Source organism: Corynebacterium sp. P3-F1 (genome assembly GCF_030503635.1).
Lineage (GTDB): Bacteria > Actinomycetota > Actinomycetes > Mycobacteriales > Mycobacteriaceae > Corynebacterium.
Genome location: NZ_CP129965.1, coordinates 1,661,328 through 1,676,994 on the forward strand (window position 1 = coordinate 1,661,328; position 15,667 = coordinate 1,676,994).

Here is a 15,667-nt window from a genome sequence, read left to right on the forward strand (position 1 = left end):
CTACAAGCGTAGCAACTGGGGTGAACCATGAGGAAGCCCAGAAAACGGACCTGAATGAGCGACAGGGGAAGCAAAGGGAATCAGTCTTAAACCGGCGGTGGTGCCCGTGGTGGCTACACTGTTGCCCATGACTCCTGCAGAGAACGCCGCAAACCCCGCAAACCTCGAAAATGCTCAGGAACAGGCCGCGCAGGCCGGTGTCCAGCGTGTGCTGTCGGGCATCCAGCCGACGGCTGATTCGTACCACCTGGGCAATTACCTCGGTGCGTTGAAGCAGTGGATTGATCTGCAGGATGATTTTGAGGCGTTCTATTTCATCCCGGACTTGCACGCGATCACGGTGCAGCAGGAGCCGCAGGAGCTACGGGAACGCACGCTGAAAGGCGTGGCACAGCTGATTGCGCTGGGCATCGACCCAGCTAAGTCGACGCTGTTCGTGCAGTCACACGTGCCGGAGCATGCCGAGCTGACGTGGGTGCTGCAGTGCCTCACGGGCTTCGGTGAGGCAAGCCGGATGACGCAGTTCAAGGACAAGTCGGCGAAGCAGGGGCAGGACCGCACGTCGGTGGGTCTGTTCACGTACCCGGTGCTCATGGCGGCGGACATTTTGCTGTACTCGCCGCAGCTCGTGCCGGTGGGAGAAGACCAGCGCCAGCACTTGGAGTTGACGCGCACGTTAGCGGAGCGTTTCAACGGCCGTTACGGCACGACGTTTGTTGTGCCGGAGGGCTTCATTCCGGAGGGATCTGCGAAGATCTACGACCTGCAGGAACCGACGTCGAAGATGAGTAAGTCGGGGTCGAACCCGAAGGGCATCATCAACCTGCTGGATGAGCCGAAGACCTCCGCCAAGCGCATCAAGTCCGCTGTGACGGACAATGACGGTGTGATCGCTTTTGACCGGGAAGCCAAGCCGGGCGTGTCGAACTTGCTGGCCATCCAGTCCGCGCTGACGGGCAACAGCATCGATGCGATCGTTGCTGGATATGAGGGTCAGGGCTACGGCGCACTGAAAGGGGACACGGCGGATGCGCTCGAGGCGTTCACCACTCCGTTGCGCGCCCGCTACGACGAGCTCATGAGCGACCGCGCCCAGCTCGAGGACATTCTCGCCCGGGGCGCCCAGCGGGCACGCGAGGTCGCGCAGCCGCTGCTCGCCGATGTCTACGAGAAGACCGGTTTCCTCGTTCCCCGCCGTTAATAGCTCGCTTATCGACGTCGCTTGGCCCCACCGGCCCGACACCTTCCACGCCCCGTTGCGGCGCAGGTGTCGGGCCGGTGTTTTACCATGTATGAGCGATAACTCACGAAAGGACCGATATACCCATGGCAACTGCCACGTCGCCCCGTGAGGGCTTCACGGATGAGCAAGGGATTGAACGCGCCCACCCGACCCAGCAGGACAACGGGGCAATGGCAAAGGTGGAGGAGAAGGCGCCGCCGGTCGCACACCTGATGCGCATGAACGACCGCTTCGCGTCGGAGGGCGGCAACCAGTTCGCCGCGGGCATCACGTACTTCTCGGTTCTCTCGCTCTTCCCGCTCGCAATGCTGCTGTTCGCGGCGCTCGGTTTCGTGCTGGCGGCGCGGCCGGATTTGATGCAGCAGATTCAGGACCAGATCGCCAACATGGTCGAGGGCGATGCCGGTGACGCGGTGAATAAGGTCGTGGAGTCGGCGATCGACCAACGCGGCGCGGTCGCGGGAATCGGTTTGCTGACCACGCTGTGGTCCGGTCTGGGCTGGATGAACCACCTGCGTTCCGGCATCAGCGCCATGTGGACGATCGACCCGAGTGAGGGCGGCAACTTTGCGACGAAGAAGCTGTGGGATCTGCTGGCGCTGATCGGCTTGATCGTGCTGCTGATCATCGCGTTCGGTGTCACCGCTGTGGGGTCGTCGAGCTTGACCACAACGGCAATGGAGCACTTCGGTATCGGTGAGTTCCCAGGTGCGCGTTTCGTGGTCTGGTTGGCGGGCCTGGTCGCAGGTATTTTGGCGAACTTCCTGGTGTTCTGGTGGTTGATCGTGTTCATGCCGCGCACCAAGGTGCCGTTGAAGTCCGGTTTCAAGGGGGCACTGCTGGGTGCGGTGATCTTCGAACTGATCAAGCAGTTCTCCACTGTGATCATCGGTTCGGCCACGGGCAACCCGGCTGGTGCTCTGTTCGGCCCGATCATCTCGCTGATGGTCGTGCTCTACCTAGTCTGGCGTGTGGTGCTCTACGTCTCCGCGTGGACGGCGACGACGAAGGAATCCCTGGCTCAGGAGAAGCCAGCGGTTCCGGAGCCTGCCGTGATCAATATCCGCGCGGGCATTAACGAGAAGGACAACACCGGCCGCAACCTCGGTATCGGCGCCGCGGTCGGCGCTATCGGCGTTGCCGCCGTTTCTTTGCTGACGCGAGACTAAGCCCGGTTCCCAGCCCGGCCAGGGCGAGAACGCCCACGAAGACGGCGATTCCTTCCCACGGAAGTGCGCCGTCTTCGGCGTTTGAGCGGGCGGCGCGGCCATCTGCTGAGGAGCCGTCGCCGGGGGAGTCGGTGACGGGGGTTCCGGTGTTGGAGGGGTTGGCGGTGGCGTCGGCAAGCGATGCTACGGCGTCCTTCGAAGTGAACTTGTAGCCCTCGTGAATGAGGTCCTGCGTCTGCTCCCATGCGCGGCCTCGATCGACCGTGGTGTCGAGGACGACGGCCATGACTCGGCGGCCGCCCCGGTCGAGTGCGCCGACGAACGTGTGCTTCGCGTCGTCCGTGTAGCCCGTCTTGCCGCCGATGCCATCCGGGTCGTTGAGGTAAAGCTTGTTGTCGTTGTAGACGTCGAAGCCCGGTATCTCCTCGCCATCCGCGGCCGTGTACCCGGGGAAGGGGTACATCTCTGTGGCGACGATGTTTGCGAACGTCGGGTTCTTGTACGCGTGTGTATACGCGATGCCCATGTCCCACGCCGACGTGGACATGCCGGGGGCGTCCAACCCGGAGTAGCTCGCGGCGCGGGTGTCCTTCATGCCTAGCTCAGCGGCCTTCTCGTTGACCTTGCGTAGCGTGACATCGTCCCCGCCTAGAACCTGGGCGAGGGCATGGGCGGCGTCGTTTCCGGAGACCATCAACAGGCCGTGCAGCAGATCGTCGACGGAGTACTGGCCGCCGGCCCCCATACCAACTGCGGAGCCTTCCTGGCCTGCAGATTCTTCGCTGACGGTGACCACTTTGTCCAGCGGCAGCTCGTCGATGACCACCAGCGCGAGGAGGACTTTGATGATGGAGGCGGGGCGGTAGCGTCCGTGCGGGTCTTTCATAGCAATGACGTCGCCGGTGTCGATGTCGGCAACCAGCCATGAAGTTGCCAGCACCTTGTCGCTGACGGTGAAGCCGCTCGGGGCGACGATGCCGCACGGGCCGTCGTACTCCACCGGCAGCGGCGCCGGACTGGTCACACCGGGGGCGAGACGTTCGGAGGTGCTTACCGGCTCCGGCGGCAGCGTCGCGTGCGGGCATTTATCGGTGTTCGGTGCCTCTTCGCGCGGGTCCGGGTAGTGCGGTGCGTCTCCGTTGGTGGCTTCGGCCTCGGCATCTGCACCGACATCGGTCCCCGCTACGTCCTCGGCTGCCGGTGCGGTGGCAGTGGCAGTGGCGGCAACGCCGGGATCATTCGGTGTCTGTGCCGCTCCTAGCGGGGAGACGGGCACGATGGTGGCGGGGGCGATGGCCGCGGCCATCGCGATAGAGAGCTTCTTCTTCATCGTGCGATAAGTCTAGGACGGCGCCCCAGCGATAGCCTCATAACTCGCGTGTGTGCCTGCGAAGCAAGTGTAGCCTCACCCGAAAATGGCCTCTCACCTGCGGTTAGTTAGTACTTACTTGCTTGCGTAAGTAAAACGGGAGCAGGTACTACTAGCGGTATGAGCAATAAAGAAAAGACAATCGAGGCGGATACGAAGCGCGGCGACGCGCCCGACTACTTAGAACAGTCCGATTTCCCTGAGGTGGATGTAGAAACCCACGGTATGGGGGAGAAACTCAATCGCTTACGCGCCGCGGTGCTTGGCGCGAACGACGGCATCGTCTCCACGGCTGCGGTGGTCGTGGGTGTTGCCGGTGCCACCACGAACTCCCGCGAGATCTTCACGGCCGGTGTCGCGGCTCTGGTCGGTGGAGCGATCTCCATGGCCCTGGGCGAGTACGTGTCCGTGTCCTCGCAGCGCGACGCCGAAAAGGCTGCCGTGGATTCCGAGCGGAAACTACAGGCCAAGGATCCCGAGGCGGAATTCCACCACCTCGTGCAGGCGTACAAGAACTCCGGTCTTTCCTCCGAGACAGCGGTGGCGGTGGCCCGCGAGCGCACCCAGACCGATCCTCTGGCTGCCCACTTGGAGATCCACTACGGCATTGACGAAGAGGACATTGTCAGTCCTTGGTCCGCGGGCATCGCGTCCTTCTTCTCTTTCTTTGTCGGAGCACTGCTACCGCTTGCCGCGATCATCTTGGCGCCTGCGGCGATCCGAGTCATTGTCTGCGTCGCGGTGACCCTCATTGCGCTGGCCATCACCGGCGCCATTTCCGCGAAGCTCGGTGGCGCCAAGCCGGGCAGGGCAGTGGTCCGGCTGGTCATCGGAGGCGGCTTAGCACTCGCGGCGACCTTCGCCGTCGGTTCTCTCTTCGGCACCGCCGTGGCGTAACCCAGCGGCAACGAGCCGTGCGGCCAAGCGCATGAGTGTCGCGGCTTCGCCGAGCGGTGAAACGCCGCGGCTAGAACTTAGAGAAGCGCTTGACTAGCATCTCCTCGAGCTCGCGCCAACCGTCGGCCTTGTCGTTGAACGGGGCGGAGGGGACATAGCCTGCGGCTTCGGTGGATCCCATCATGTAGGCCAGGTAGTCCTGAATGCGGGGGTTGGCCAAGAGGTAGGAGTTCAGGGAGTCGTCGTCGGCCCAGTCGGCGGCGTCGGCCATGAGCTCGTAGGCCTTGGTCATCTGCTGGGTGTCCACCGCGTCGACGCCTTTTTCGATGTCGGAGGCGATGCCGTTGAGCGAATAGGAGTTGTCGGGGTGAACGGTGACGTCGAGCTCGCCGGCATTGGCAAGGGCCTGCAGGTCCGACCATGTGCTTACGCGGGCCAAGTCGTGGTCCTCGTTGTCGACGATCCAGCGCAGCATGTGCTTGGCAGTGGGGAAGGTGAAGATCTCGCCGAATTTGCCCAGGAAAACGGGGGAATCGCCCACGTAGGTGCGCATCGTATAGACGCCTTTGCCTTGTACCGCGATCTTCACTGGGTCAATGCCGGCATTGGCCCAGGCGGAGCTGTCATAAGGATCGGCGGCGGCGCGTGCGGCTTCGGCTTCTTTCTCTGCGTTCGCCCGCTGCTCTTCGCGGACAGCGGTGGCTGCGGCGATGTCGTCTGCGGCGGCGGAAACTCGGCTGGAGTCGAGCTCGCTATCGTCGACAACACGGACGGATCCGTCCAAGGAGGCCACCACGTTCTCCCAATTGGTCAGTACGGTGCGGCCGACACCGGACCATTCATCGAGGCCGGATTGTCCTGAGAAGTGCTCGTGGCCGCGGTGCACGTTGTTGAGGATGGAGTGGGAAGCGAAGAAGATCGATGCATCCTGCGCGCTGGAGACTTCGGCGAGGGAGCGGGTGATCTGGAACGTGCGGGACACCGCGGAGACATTCTCGTGGCTCGGGCGGCCGGCAAGGTACGACGGTAGGCCGATGATGTCGTATTCATTCTTCTCGCCGGGCACGACGCGGTCTTCGCCGCCAGCCTGGAACACGTCCCATTTTGGGTGATCGGTGAGATCATGGCTGGTGTTGTCCTCGAGGTACACCAGAAGAGCTGCGGGGCTGGTGAATACGAGGACATCTTCGGCGTCGCCGAGGAACGCCTGCCATTCGGTGCCGCCTTGGCGCCAGGTCGGGGCCCATAGCGTGTAAAAGTCGCCTTCCGTCAACGAGATCTTCACCGGGAGAATCGCGCGCGTAGTCATGGGAATTCACATTACTAAACGCGGGCCGAAAACTGGGCGCTAGGTTGTCGGCCGCCAGAACCCCTTGAACGGCATGCCAATGTTGGAGGTGCGCACTGGATTCACCTGCACCGGGTCGCCTGCCTCCACCATCATTCCGTCGCCGGCGTACATAGCTACGTGACCGGACCAGACAACAAGGTCACCCGGCTGGAGGTCCTCGTAGCTGACTTGTTGGCCGATCGCCTGGTTCTCCGCGGTGCGCGGTATGTCCACCCCGGCTTGTTGGTAGGCCCATGAGGTGAGCCCGGAACAATCGAATCCGCCGGGGGAATTGCCGCCCCACACGTATGGGGTGCCCACCATGGATTTCGCCGCAGCGACGGCGGCGCGCCCGGCCTCACTTCCGCCCGTCGGGGGTGCGGGAGCAGGCGCGGGCGCATCGGGTGTTTCGGAAGCTCCGGCCGATTCGACGGCTACTGGTTGGGTCATCGCGCGGAGCTCCTCTTCCGCGTTTTGAGCAGCAACTGAGGGCACGAGCGGATCGCGCTGCTCCGCTGCGGCGACCAGGGCGTTTAAGCGCGCCACGAGCGGTTCCAATGCAGAGCGCAATTCGCCGAGCTGCTTATCGACGTCCGCCAGCGCCCCGTCCGCCAGCTCTGCCAACTTCAGTGCCGCAGCGAATCCGGCGGGTCCCGCGAGCAAGCCGGGCGCAAGCGCCGCCGCGGATGCAAGGAAGTGTTGGCCGGTAGCGGTGATACCGGCCGCGGCGTGAGCGATCAGTGTAATGGCTTCCCCGATCACGGCATCGATCTCCCCGCGGTCGGCGGTGAGGTGTTGCGCGGCGGCAAGCAGGCGGCCGGGGTCGGCGCCCACGACGGCAGCCAACGGTTCGGCGGCGACGAAATTCGGTGTCCCGCCGACAACGATATCGGGCAATGGAGCAGGAGCCGATTCGCCGATGGCGTGCAGCACCGGCTCAATGAGCGCAGACCCGGCGGAGACTAGAGCGGGCATGGGTCCCGCTGGATTCAACGCGGCAGTCATGGGTGCAGGGAGTTGAAGCGGCGGGCAGCTGAGACGTCGATAAGCGAGGCAGTGCGGCTGAACTCCATCATGTTGTTCGCGACCCTGTGGGCTTCGCGCGAGAGCAAAGCGGCTTGATCGTTCGCGGCGGAGACGGCGCGCGCAAGGGCCTCCGCCAAACCAGCGAGCGGGCCGTGGGCGGGTAGCGGCGGCAGCGAGGTGGGCGTTAGGGCATCGGCATCAGCGCGCAGCGAAGCGAGATCAGTTTCCGTGGCGGCAGTATCCAGACTCAAAATGTGCATGCTTATTGGACTGTCCAACAGCCGGTCCGGTTCCATCGGCACGAAAAATTCCGCGATAGCATGGGGGGCTATGGACATCACGATCATCGACCACCCCCTGGCCCAGGCGCGTTTGACCCGGCTCCGCGACGAGCGCACGAATAACTCGGGTTTCCGCGCCGCACTGTCAGATCTCGGGGCGATGCTTGTGTACGAGGCGTCACGGGACCTGGAGACGGAGACCTATGACTGCATCACCCCGGTCGGCACCGCGGATGGGACGCGGCTGAAGAACCCGCCGATCATCGTTCCAGTCATTCGCGCGGGCTTGGGTTTGGTGGATCCGGCTTTGTCGATGATCCCCGACGCTCAGGTCGGCTTCATCGGCCTGGCTCGCAACGAGGAGACGCACGAGCCGGTGCCGTACCTCGAGGCGCTGCCGGACGACTTGTCGGGCCAGCCGGTGTACCTAGTCGACCCGATGCTGGCTACGGGCGGTTCGCTCGTGCATGCAATCGACCTGCTCACAGCCCGCGGGGCGGACGACATCACGGTCATTTGCGTCGTCTCCGCACAGCCGGGTGTGGATCGTCTGAAGGAAATGGGTGTGCCGCTGCGGTTGATCACCGCGGCAGTGGATCCGGCGCTGAACGACGACGCATACATCGTCCCCGGCCTGGGCGACGCGGGTGACCGGCTCTACGGGCCGCGGAATATTCACCTTTAAAACATTTGTGGTGGCAACCTTCCGATCCCTCGGCTATTCTCCGGGTTACGGGGAAAACTTAAAAAATCAGGGGGGATCGGGAGTGGACGAAATTTTGCCGTCGAGCCACTGGGCGAGTTTCGGGTACAGCTTGTCCGCGCGGCTGCGGTCGCTGCGGGAAATGCGAGGGATTAGCCAGGTCAGGCTGGCGGAACTAGCAGGGCTGTCTCGTAGCCTCGTGTCTAATCTGGAGCGCAATCATTCCAGCTCGGAAGGGTCTTCGGATCCGACGATGAGCACCATTTACCGCTTGTCGTATGCCTTGCGCGTGCCGCCGGCGGTGCTGCTTCCGGCCGCCGGGGAAGAGGTCGGTGGCGTTTGCTGGGAGACAATCGAGCGCGCAGTGGGGGACACGACGGGCGTTTTGAACACCTCCGTGTCGTGGCCGGCGCGCCCGGAGGACACTCAACCATTCTCGCGGAGCCGGTAGCGCAGAACCAGTAGGCCATCGGGAGCGCTGCGCAGCCCCGACTGTCTGTACAGCTTTGTCTAGTTGTACACTTCCACGCATAACAGGATCGTCGAAGCGAATAGGAGTGTGCACAGTGGGATTAGCTGCTCAGGTGGACGCATGGTTAACGGCGCACCGCGAACAGGTCATTGGTTGGCGCCGGCACCTGCACTCGCACCCGGAGCTGTCCCACAACGAGATTGACACGACCCAGTTCATCGCGGGTGTGCTCACTGAGCACGGTCTGGAGCCGCACATGTTTCCGGAGACGGGCTTGTATGTGGACCTCGGCCCCGAGGACGACGAACGCTTGGGCTTCCGCGCGGACATCGACGCACTGCGGGTCGAGGAAGTCTCCGGCTTGCCGTTCGCTTCCCGCACGCCAGGCATTTCCCACTCGTGCGGCCACGACATCCACACCACGATCTGCCTGGCGCTGGCGTGCGCGCTGGCCGAGGTCGATCTGCCGTTCGGCGTGCGCATCATTTTCCAGCCGGCCGAGGAAGTGATGGACGGCGGCGCCCGCGATGTCATCGAGTGGGGCGGCTTGCAGGGCGTGTCCTGCATTTATGCGGTCCACGCGGAGCCGAAATTGCGCGTCGGCCAGATCGGTGTGCGCACAGGCGCCATCACCTCCGCCGCAGATGTCCTGCGCATCGATGTCACCGGCCCCGGCGGCCACACATCCCGACCGCATCTCACCTCCGACGTGGTGTACACCCTGGGCAGCCTTGTCACACAGCTGCCGGGGCTGCTCTCGCGCCGGGTCGACCCGCGCACCGGCACCGTCTTAGTCTTCGGCCAGATCGAGGCCGGGTTCGCGGCGAACGCTGTGCCCAAGACCGGGCGCATTTCGGGAACGATCCGCACCCAGGACATCGGAACGTGGCGCACGTTGGAGCCGCTCATGCGCGAGCTTATCGACGCAGTCGTGGCCCCCACCGGCTGCGAGTACGAACTGTCGTACACCCGGGGTGTCCCGCCCGTGATGAACGACGACGTGGCCACCGCCGCTCTGGCCGGTGCCGCCCAATCCGTCGACCCGCACGCGGTGGTGCAGGCGCCGCAGTCCAGCGGCGGCGAGGACTTCTCGTGGTACCTCGAGCACGTCCCCGGATCCATGGCGCGCCTCGGCTGCTGGCAGGGCTCGGGCCCGAAATTCGACCTGCACCGCGGCGACATCGTCGTGGACGAGCGCTGCATCGACGTCGGTGTGCGCCTGTTCGGTTCTGTCGTCGAGCGCTACGACGGCGGTCTGGTGGACACCTCGACGCTCTAGGGTGCTCGCGTGGGCCCGTTCGCGCGATAACTCCAGCGCTCTCGCACTCTTGGACCGCCTCCCGGTCGGCGACGCAGGTGGCCGACGGCTACAGTGGACACCCGGTAACCCGGAATTACCGGAAACAACGGTAAAAGAGCAGACGCGAAGCGCAAAGGAGACACGCGTGTCCAAAAAGATCGTGATCATCGGCGGCGGCCCGGGCGGCTACGAGGCAGCACTCGTGGGCAGTTCTTACGGCGCGGACATCACGTTGGTTGAAGACCTCGGAGTCGGCGGCTCAGGCATTTTGCGCGATGTCGTGCCGTCCAAGGGCTTCATCGCAGGCACGAACATCAAGACTGACCTCCGCCGTGCGGACGCGATGGGCCTCAAGCACGGCCTCGGCGACGTGAATTTGTCGGTTCCGGCGCTGAACAACCGCGTCGTTGCGCTCGCTTCGGAGCAGTCGCGCGACATTCGCGCCCAGGTCGAGCGCGCGGGTGTCCGCCTGATCAACGGCCGCGGCCGCTTCGCCGCCAAGCAGGAGGGCCACACCACGCACCGCGTCGAGGTGCAGCTTAACGACGGCACCGTGGAGACCATCGACTGCGACATGGTCCTGATATCCACCGGCGCATCCCCGCGCGTCCTTCCGAAGGCGAAGCCGGACGGCCGCCGGATCCTGAACTGGCAGCAGATGTACGACCTGATCGAGATGCCGGAGCACCTCGTCGTGGTCGGTTCAGGTGTGACCGGTGCGGAGTTCGTGTCGGCGTATGCGGAGCTGGGTGTGAAGGTGACCATGGTGGGATCCTCCGACCGCATCCTCCCGCACGACGATGCGGATGCCGCCGACGTGCTCGAGCACGTCCTGTCCAACCGTGACGTGACGCTGGTGAAGGACGCTCGCGTGGACAGTGTGGAGAACACTGGCGACGGTGTGATTGTCCGAACCAGCGACGGCCGCGAGATCACCGGTTCCCACTGTCTCATGTCCATTGGTTCCATTCCCAACACGAAGGACCTGCAGCTCGAATCCCAGGGGGTGGATGTCACCCCGTCGGGTCACATCCACGTCGACCGCGTGTCCCGCACCAATGTCGCAGGCATCTACGCCGCCGGCGACTGTTCGGACCTCATGCCGCTGGCGTCCGTGGCCGCGATGCAGGGGCGCATCGCCATGTACCACGCACTCGGGGAGGGAGTGGAGCCGCTGCGTATCCGCACCGTCGGCAACGCGGTGTTCACGCGCCCGGAAATCGCCGCGGTGGGCATCACCGAGGCCCAGATCCACAACGGCGAGTACGACGCGGACATCATCAAACTCGACCTGGCTACCAACCCGCGCGCGAAGATGCGTTCGTTGACCACTGGTTTTGTGAAGATCTTCTCCCGCAAAGGTTCCGGCCAGGTGCTCGGCGGCGTGATCGTCGCCCCGACTGCATCCGAGCTGATTTTGTCGTTGACCATCGCCGTGACCAATAACCTCACGGTGGAAGACCTCGCGAACTCCATGGCGGTCTACCCGTCGCTGTCCGGCTCCATCACCGAGGCCGCCCGCCGTCTCGTGCACAAGACGGACCTGAACTAGCCAGGCTCTTAACCAGCGGACTTATCCGGGCCCCGGGCGCAAAGGTGATCTTCACAACCTGCCGGGGCTCGCGGATAAAACAGACCCTATGATCAGTTATGCCAATAGTTATTTCTGATCTAGGGGAGACCTTTCATGACCGGTCCCGACCGCCAGGCAGGCACCGACACAGCAAACCTGCCCACCTTCAAGAAGATTTTGGTGGCCAACCGCGGCGAAATCGCAGTCCGTGCTTTCCGCGCCGCGTTTGAGACGGGGGCCAAGACGGTCGCCGTGTACCCGCGCGAAGACCGTCACTCCTTCCACCGCCCGTTCGCCGACGAGGCAGTGCAGATCGGGGAAGAGGGGCAGCCGGTCCGTGCGTACCTGTCCATCGACGAGATCATGCGCGCGGCTGAAAAGACCGGGGCAGACGCGGTCTACCCGGGCTACGGCTTCCTGTCGGAGCGCGCTGATCTGGCCCGTGCCTGCAAAGAGCGCGGCATCACCTTCATCGGCCCGACTGCCGAGACGCTCGACCTGACCGGTGACAAGGCCGCCGCGGTCCGCGCCGCCGAAGAGGCCGGGCTGCCGGTGCTCAAAGACTCCGAGGCCACCACAGACATCGACCAACTGGTCGGCTGGGCCGACGATTTCCAGTTCCCGGTGTTCGTCAAGGCTGTGTCGGGCGGCGGCGGAAGGGGGATGCGCTTCGTCGATAAGCGAGAAAACCTGGCGACGCTGGCTGCGGAAGCATCCCGCGAGGCTGAAGCGGCGTTCGGCGATGCGAATGTGTACCTCGAGCAGGCCGTGATCAACCCGCAGCACATCGAAGTGCAGATCCTCGGCGATTCCACCGGCGACGTGATCCACCTCTTCGAGCGCGACTGCTCCGTGCAGCGCCGCCACCAGAAGGTCGTGGAGATCGCCCCGGCGCAGCACATCACCGACGAGCAGCGCGAGCGAATCTGCAACGACGCAGTGAACTTCTGCCGCCACATCAACTACCGTGGTGCCGGCACCGTGGAGTTTTTGGTGGACGAGAACGGCAACCACGTGTTCATCGAGATGAACCCGCGCGTGCAGGTCGAGCACACGGTGACTGAGGAAGTGACCGGTGTGGACATCGTGAAATCGCAGATGCACATCGCCGCCGGCGCTTCCCTGGAGCAGCTGGGTCTGCGCCAGGACGAGGTTGCGCTGACCGGCGCGGCGCTGCAATGCCGCATCACCACCGAGGACCCGAACAACGGCTTCCGCCCGGATTCCGGCGTGATCACCGGCTACCGCTCCCCGGGCGGCGCAGGCGTGCGCCTGGACGGCAACATCTCCGTCGGCTCCGAGATCACCCCGAACTTCGACTCGCTGCTGGTCAAGATGACCTGCCGCGGCAAGGACTTCGAGACGGCGGTGGCACGTGCCCGCCGCGCGCTCAACGAATTCTCCGTCAACGGCGTGTCCACCAACATCGGCTTCCTGCGCGCCCTGCTGAGCGAGCCGGACTTCCAGACCAAGCGCATTTCCACCAGCTTCATCGCGGACCACCCGCTGCTGCTCGAGGCTCCCGCCGCACCCGACGAGGCCGGCCGCATTCTGGAGTACCTTGCGTGGGTGACGGTGAACCAGCCGAACGGCCCGCGCCCGACGAATATCCGTCCGAGTGAGAAGCTGCCGGAACTCAACTACGAGTCCACGCCGCGCGGTTCCCGTGACGATCTGCTGGAATTCGGGCCCGAGAAGTGGGCGGCCAACCTCCGCGAGCAGAAGGCCCTCGGCGTGACCGACACCTCCTTCCGCGACGCGCACCAGTCGCTGCTGGCCACCCGCGTGCGCACGAACACGCTCGTTGCCGCCGCCAAGCACGTCGGCCACCTCACGCCGGACCTCGTCTCCGTCGAGGCGTGGGGCGGCGCAACGTACGACGTGGCCATGCGCTTCCTCCACGAATCGCCGTGGACGCGCTTGGAGGAGCTGCGCGACGCGATGCCGAACATGAACATCCAGATGCTCCTGCGCGGGCGCAACACCGTCGGGTACACGCCGTACCCGGAATCCGTGACCAAGGCATTTGTGAAGGAAGCGGCATCGACCGGCGTGGACATCTTCCGCATCTTCGACGCGCTTAACGACGTCTCCCAGATGCGCCCCGCCATCGACGCCGTTCTGGAGACCCAGACTGCCGTGGCCGAGGTCGCCATGGCGTACTCGGGCAACCTGATGGACCCGGCGGAGGACCTGTACACCCTGGACTACTACCTGCGCTTGGCGGATGAGATCGTGGAGACCGGTGCCCACGTCTTGGCCATCAAGGACATGGCCGGCCTGATGCGCCCGGCCGCGGCCGCCAAGCTGGTGACTGCGCTGCGCGAACGCTTCGACCTGCCGGTGCACGTGCACACCCACGACACCGCGGGAGGCCAGCTGGCCACCTACCTGGCGGCCGCCAACGCAGGCGCCGACGCGGTGGATGTGGCGTCCGCGCCGCTGGCAGGCACCACCTCGCAGCCGTCGATGTCTGCGCTGGTGGCGGCCTTCGCCGACACCGAGCGCGACACCGGCCTGTCGCTTGAGGCCGTGAGCAGCCTCGAGCCGTATTGGGAGGGCGTGCGCCAGCTCTACGCCCCGTTCGAGTCCGGCATCCCGGGTCCGACCGGCCGCGTGTACCGCCACGAGATCCCGGGCGGCCAGCTGTCCAACCTGCGCACGCAGGCAGTGGCGCTGGGCCTGGGCGACCGCTTCGAGCTCATTGAGGACTACTACGCCGCTGTGAACGAGATGCTTGGCCGCCCGACCAAGGTCACTCCGTCCTCCAAGGTGGTTGGCGACTTGGCCCTGCACCTCGTCGGTGCAGGAGTGGACCCGGCGGACTTCGCCGCGGACCCGCAGAGATTCGATATCCCGGATTCCGTCATCGGCTTCCTCCGCGGCGAGCTGGGCACGCCTCCGGGCGGCTGGCCGGAGCTGCGCGACCGTGCTCTCGGTGGGCGCAAGGAGACCCCGCAGCTGACCGAAGTGCCCGAGGACTTGGCTGAGGGACTCGGCTCAGAGAACCACAAGGTGCGCCGCGCCAGCCTGGATAAGCTGCTGTTCCCGAAGCAGTACGCGGAGTTCCTGGAGCACCGCCGCACGTACGGCTTCACCGACCAGCTGGCGGACAAGACCTTCTTCTACGGCCTCAGAGAAGGCGAGGAGACAATGGTCTGGTACGGCGACTTGGAGGAGCAGCAGACTCCGCTGGTCGTGCGCCTGGATGCGGTGGGTGAGCCGGACGAGAAGGGCATGCGCCGCGTGATCATCAACGTCAACGGCCAGATCCGCCCGGTCACCGTCCGCGACGAGAACGCCGAGTCCACCGTCGCCGAGGTGGAGAAGGCCGACTCCGGCAACCCGAACCACGTCGCCGCCCCGTTCGCCGGCGTGGTCACCGTGACAGCCAAGGAGGGCGACACGGTCTCCGCAGGCGATCCGATCGCGTCCATCGAGGCGATGAAGATGGAAGCCTCCATCTCCGCGCCGAAGGACGGCGTGGTTGAGCGCATCGCGTTCACCCAGGCCACCAAGGTGGAGGGCGGCGACCTCGTCGCTGTGATCCGCTAGCGCCGGCCCGCCCAGCGCGAACTGAAGCCGTTAGTTTCGCTCCTCACTATGGGGGCAGTACCTAGCGGCTTTCGTTTGTCGCCGGTGTCTACCGCAACAAGTCTTCCATTTCGGACATCTCTGCAGTCTGGACGTCGACCATTTCCTGCGCCATTTCGCGCAACGGGGCGTAGGCTCCGTTCTGGATTTCACCCTGCGTCATCTCGATGACTTGCTTGTGGTGGTAGTGCATCATTTCCAAGAACGTGGTGCGCAATTGGTCGCCTTCCAAGGAAGCGAATTCTTCCAACTCGTCCGGCTGGAACATCCCGTTTGCAATGTGGTTCGAGTGGAAGTCCATGTCCTTTTGAATTCCCCACTCATCAGCCCACGCCCGCATCTGCTCGTTTTCCCGCTCCTGGCCCTCCTTGATGCGCTGCGCCAAGTCGCGCACCTGCGCATCATCCACATCGGAGCTCAAGAGAACGTCCGACATTTCGATTGCTTGTTCATGGTGGGGCACCATCATTCCGATGAAGTGGACGTCCACCTCGTTGTGCGCGTCCTCCGCCGGGCCGAAGGCCGAACGCAGCGTGGGTGCCAGCACGCTGGCCGCCAGCACGAGCGCGGCGATGATGGCGATTCCCACCATGAGTGGTTTCCTGTTTGGCCTTGCCTCGAGCGCATCGTCGTCCGGGTTCTCTAGGTATTGATCTGCCATTGGAATTACCTTTCAGTACTGAAGGTTGATCTTAGCGGTTTCTCCGGTT

At 64.4% G+C, this 15,667-nt stretch carries 13 protein-coding genes; 8 read left to right on the forward strand and 5 right to left on the reverse strand.

From position 1 onward, the window contains the following. The first annotated feature begins 127 nt into the window (after nt 1-127). Both trpS and QYQ98_RS07890 read left to right on the forward strand, forming a co-directional pair. The gene (gene trpS / locus QYQ98_RS07885) at nt 128-1,201 is read left to right on the forward strand and encodes a tryptophan--tRNA ligase (RefSeq protein WP_302006314.1); all 1,074 of its coding nucleotides are present in this window, start codon (nt 128-130) and stop codon (nt 1,199-1,201) included. A gap of 125 nt (nt 1,202-1,326) precedes the next feature. After that, nucleotides 1,327-2,412, forward strand: a complete 1,086-nt coding sequence (locus tag QYQ98_RS07890; RefSeq protein WP_302006315.1) for a YhjD/YihY/BrkB family envelope integrity protein — start codon at nt 1,327-1,329, stop codon at nt 2,410-2,412. Here the strand turns inward: QYQ98_RS07890 and QYQ98_RS07895 are convergent. Further along, nucleotides 2,372-3,742: a D-alanyl-D-alanine carboxypeptidase family protein gene (locus QYQ98_RS07895; RefSeq protein WP_302006316.1), complete on the reverse strand. Its 1,371-nt coding sequence runs from the start codon at nt 3,740-3,742 to the stop codon at nt 2,372-2,374. The two genes, QYQ98_RS07890 and QYQ98_RS07895, sit on opposite strands and share 41 nt — an antisense overlap. 159 nt (nt 3,743-3,901) lie before the next feature. Between QYQ98_RS07895 and QYQ98_RS07900 the strand changes: the two genes are divergently transcribed. Beyond that, nucleotides 3,902-4,678, forward strand: coding sequence for a VIT family protein (locus QYQ98_RS07900; RefSeq protein WP_367881624.1), 777 nt, complete (start codon nt 3,902-3,904; stop codon nt 4,676-4,678). Between the two features lie 70 nt (nt 4,679-4,748). Here QYQ98_RS07900 and QYQ98_RS07905 read toward each other — a convergent pair whose 3' ends face one another. Genes QYQ98_RS07905 through QYQ98_RS07915 form a run of 3 tightly spaced genes read right to left on the reverse strand, consistent with a single transcriptional unit; the run spans nt 4,749 to nt 7,285 of the window. Then, nucleotides 4,749-5,987, reverse strand: a complete 1,239-nt coding sequence (locus QYQ98_RS07905) for a hypothetical protein (RefSeq protein ID WP_302006317.1) — start codon at nt 5,985-5,987, stop codon at nt 4,749-4,751. 39 nt (nt 5,988-6,026) lie between these two features. Next, the gene (locus QYQ98_RS07910) at nt 6,027-6,983 is read right to left on the reverse strand and encodes a C40 family peptidase (RefSeq protein WP_302006318.1); all 957 of its coding nucleotides are present in this window, start codon (nt 6,981-6,983) and stop codon (nt 6,027-6,029) included. Between the two features lie 26 nt (nt 6,984-7,009). Next, nucleotides 7,010-7,285 carry a hypothetical protein gene (locus tag QYQ98_RS07915; RefSeq protein ID WP_302006319.1) on the reverse strand — a complete coding sequence of 92 codons (276 nt, stop codon included), beginning with the start codon at nt 7,283-7,285 and terminating at the stop codon, nt 7,010-7,012. 79 nt (nt 7,286-7,364) lie between these two features. Between QYQ98_RS07915 and upp the strand changes: the two genes are divergently transcribed. The 5 genes from upp to QYQ98_RS07940 all read left to right on the forward strand — a co-directional run bounded on the left by upp (nt 7,365) and on the right by QYQ98_RS07940 (nt 14,918). Next, a complete protein-coding gene (gene upp / locus QYQ98_RS07920) occupies nt 7,365-8,000 on the forward strand; it encodes a uracil phosphoribosyltransferase (RefSeq protein WP_302006321.1) in 636 nt (211 codons plus the stop codon). An 82-nt stretch (nt 8,001-8,082) separates the two neighbouring features. Continuing rightward, entirely contained in the window at nt 8,083-8,469 is a 387-nt protein-coding gene (locus QYQ98_RS07925) for a helix-turn-helix domain-containing protein (RefSeq protein ID WP_302007736.1), read from the forward strand. Between the two features lie 115 nt (nt 8,470-8,584). Continuing rightward, nucleotides 8,585-9,769 (forward strand): amidohydrolase, encoded by a 1,185-nt coding sequence (locus QYQ98_RS07930; protein ID WP_302006322.1) that lies wholly within the window; start codon nt 8,585-8,587, stop codon nt 9,767-9,769. A gap of 166 nt (nt 9,770-9,935) precedes the next feature. Then, nucleotides 9,936-11,342 carry an NAD(P)H-quinone dehydrogenase gene (locus QYQ98_RS07935; RefSeq protein WP_302006323.1) on the forward strand — a complete coding sequence of 469 codons (1,407 nt, stop codon included), beginning with the start codon at nt 9,936-9,938 and terminating at the stop codon, nt 11,340-11,342. A gap of 135 nt (nt 11,343-11,477) precedes the next feature. Next, on the forward strand, nt 11,478-14,918 hold the full coding sequence (locus QYQ98_RS07940) for a pyruvate carboxylase (protein WP_302006324.1): 3,441 nt from the start codon (nt 11,478-11,480) through the stop codon (nt 14,916-14,918). Between the two features lie 88 nt (nt 14,919-15,006). On the opposite strand, the gene QYQ98_RS07945 is transcribed toward QYQ98_RS07940, so the two are convergent. After that, complete coding sequence (locus tag QYQ98_RS07945; protein WP_302006325.1) at nt 15,007-15,618, reverse strand: DUF305 domain-containing protein; 612 nt, start codon at nt 15,616-15,618, stop codon at nt 15,007-15,009. Between the last annotated feature and the right edge of the window lie 49 nt (nt 15,619-15,667).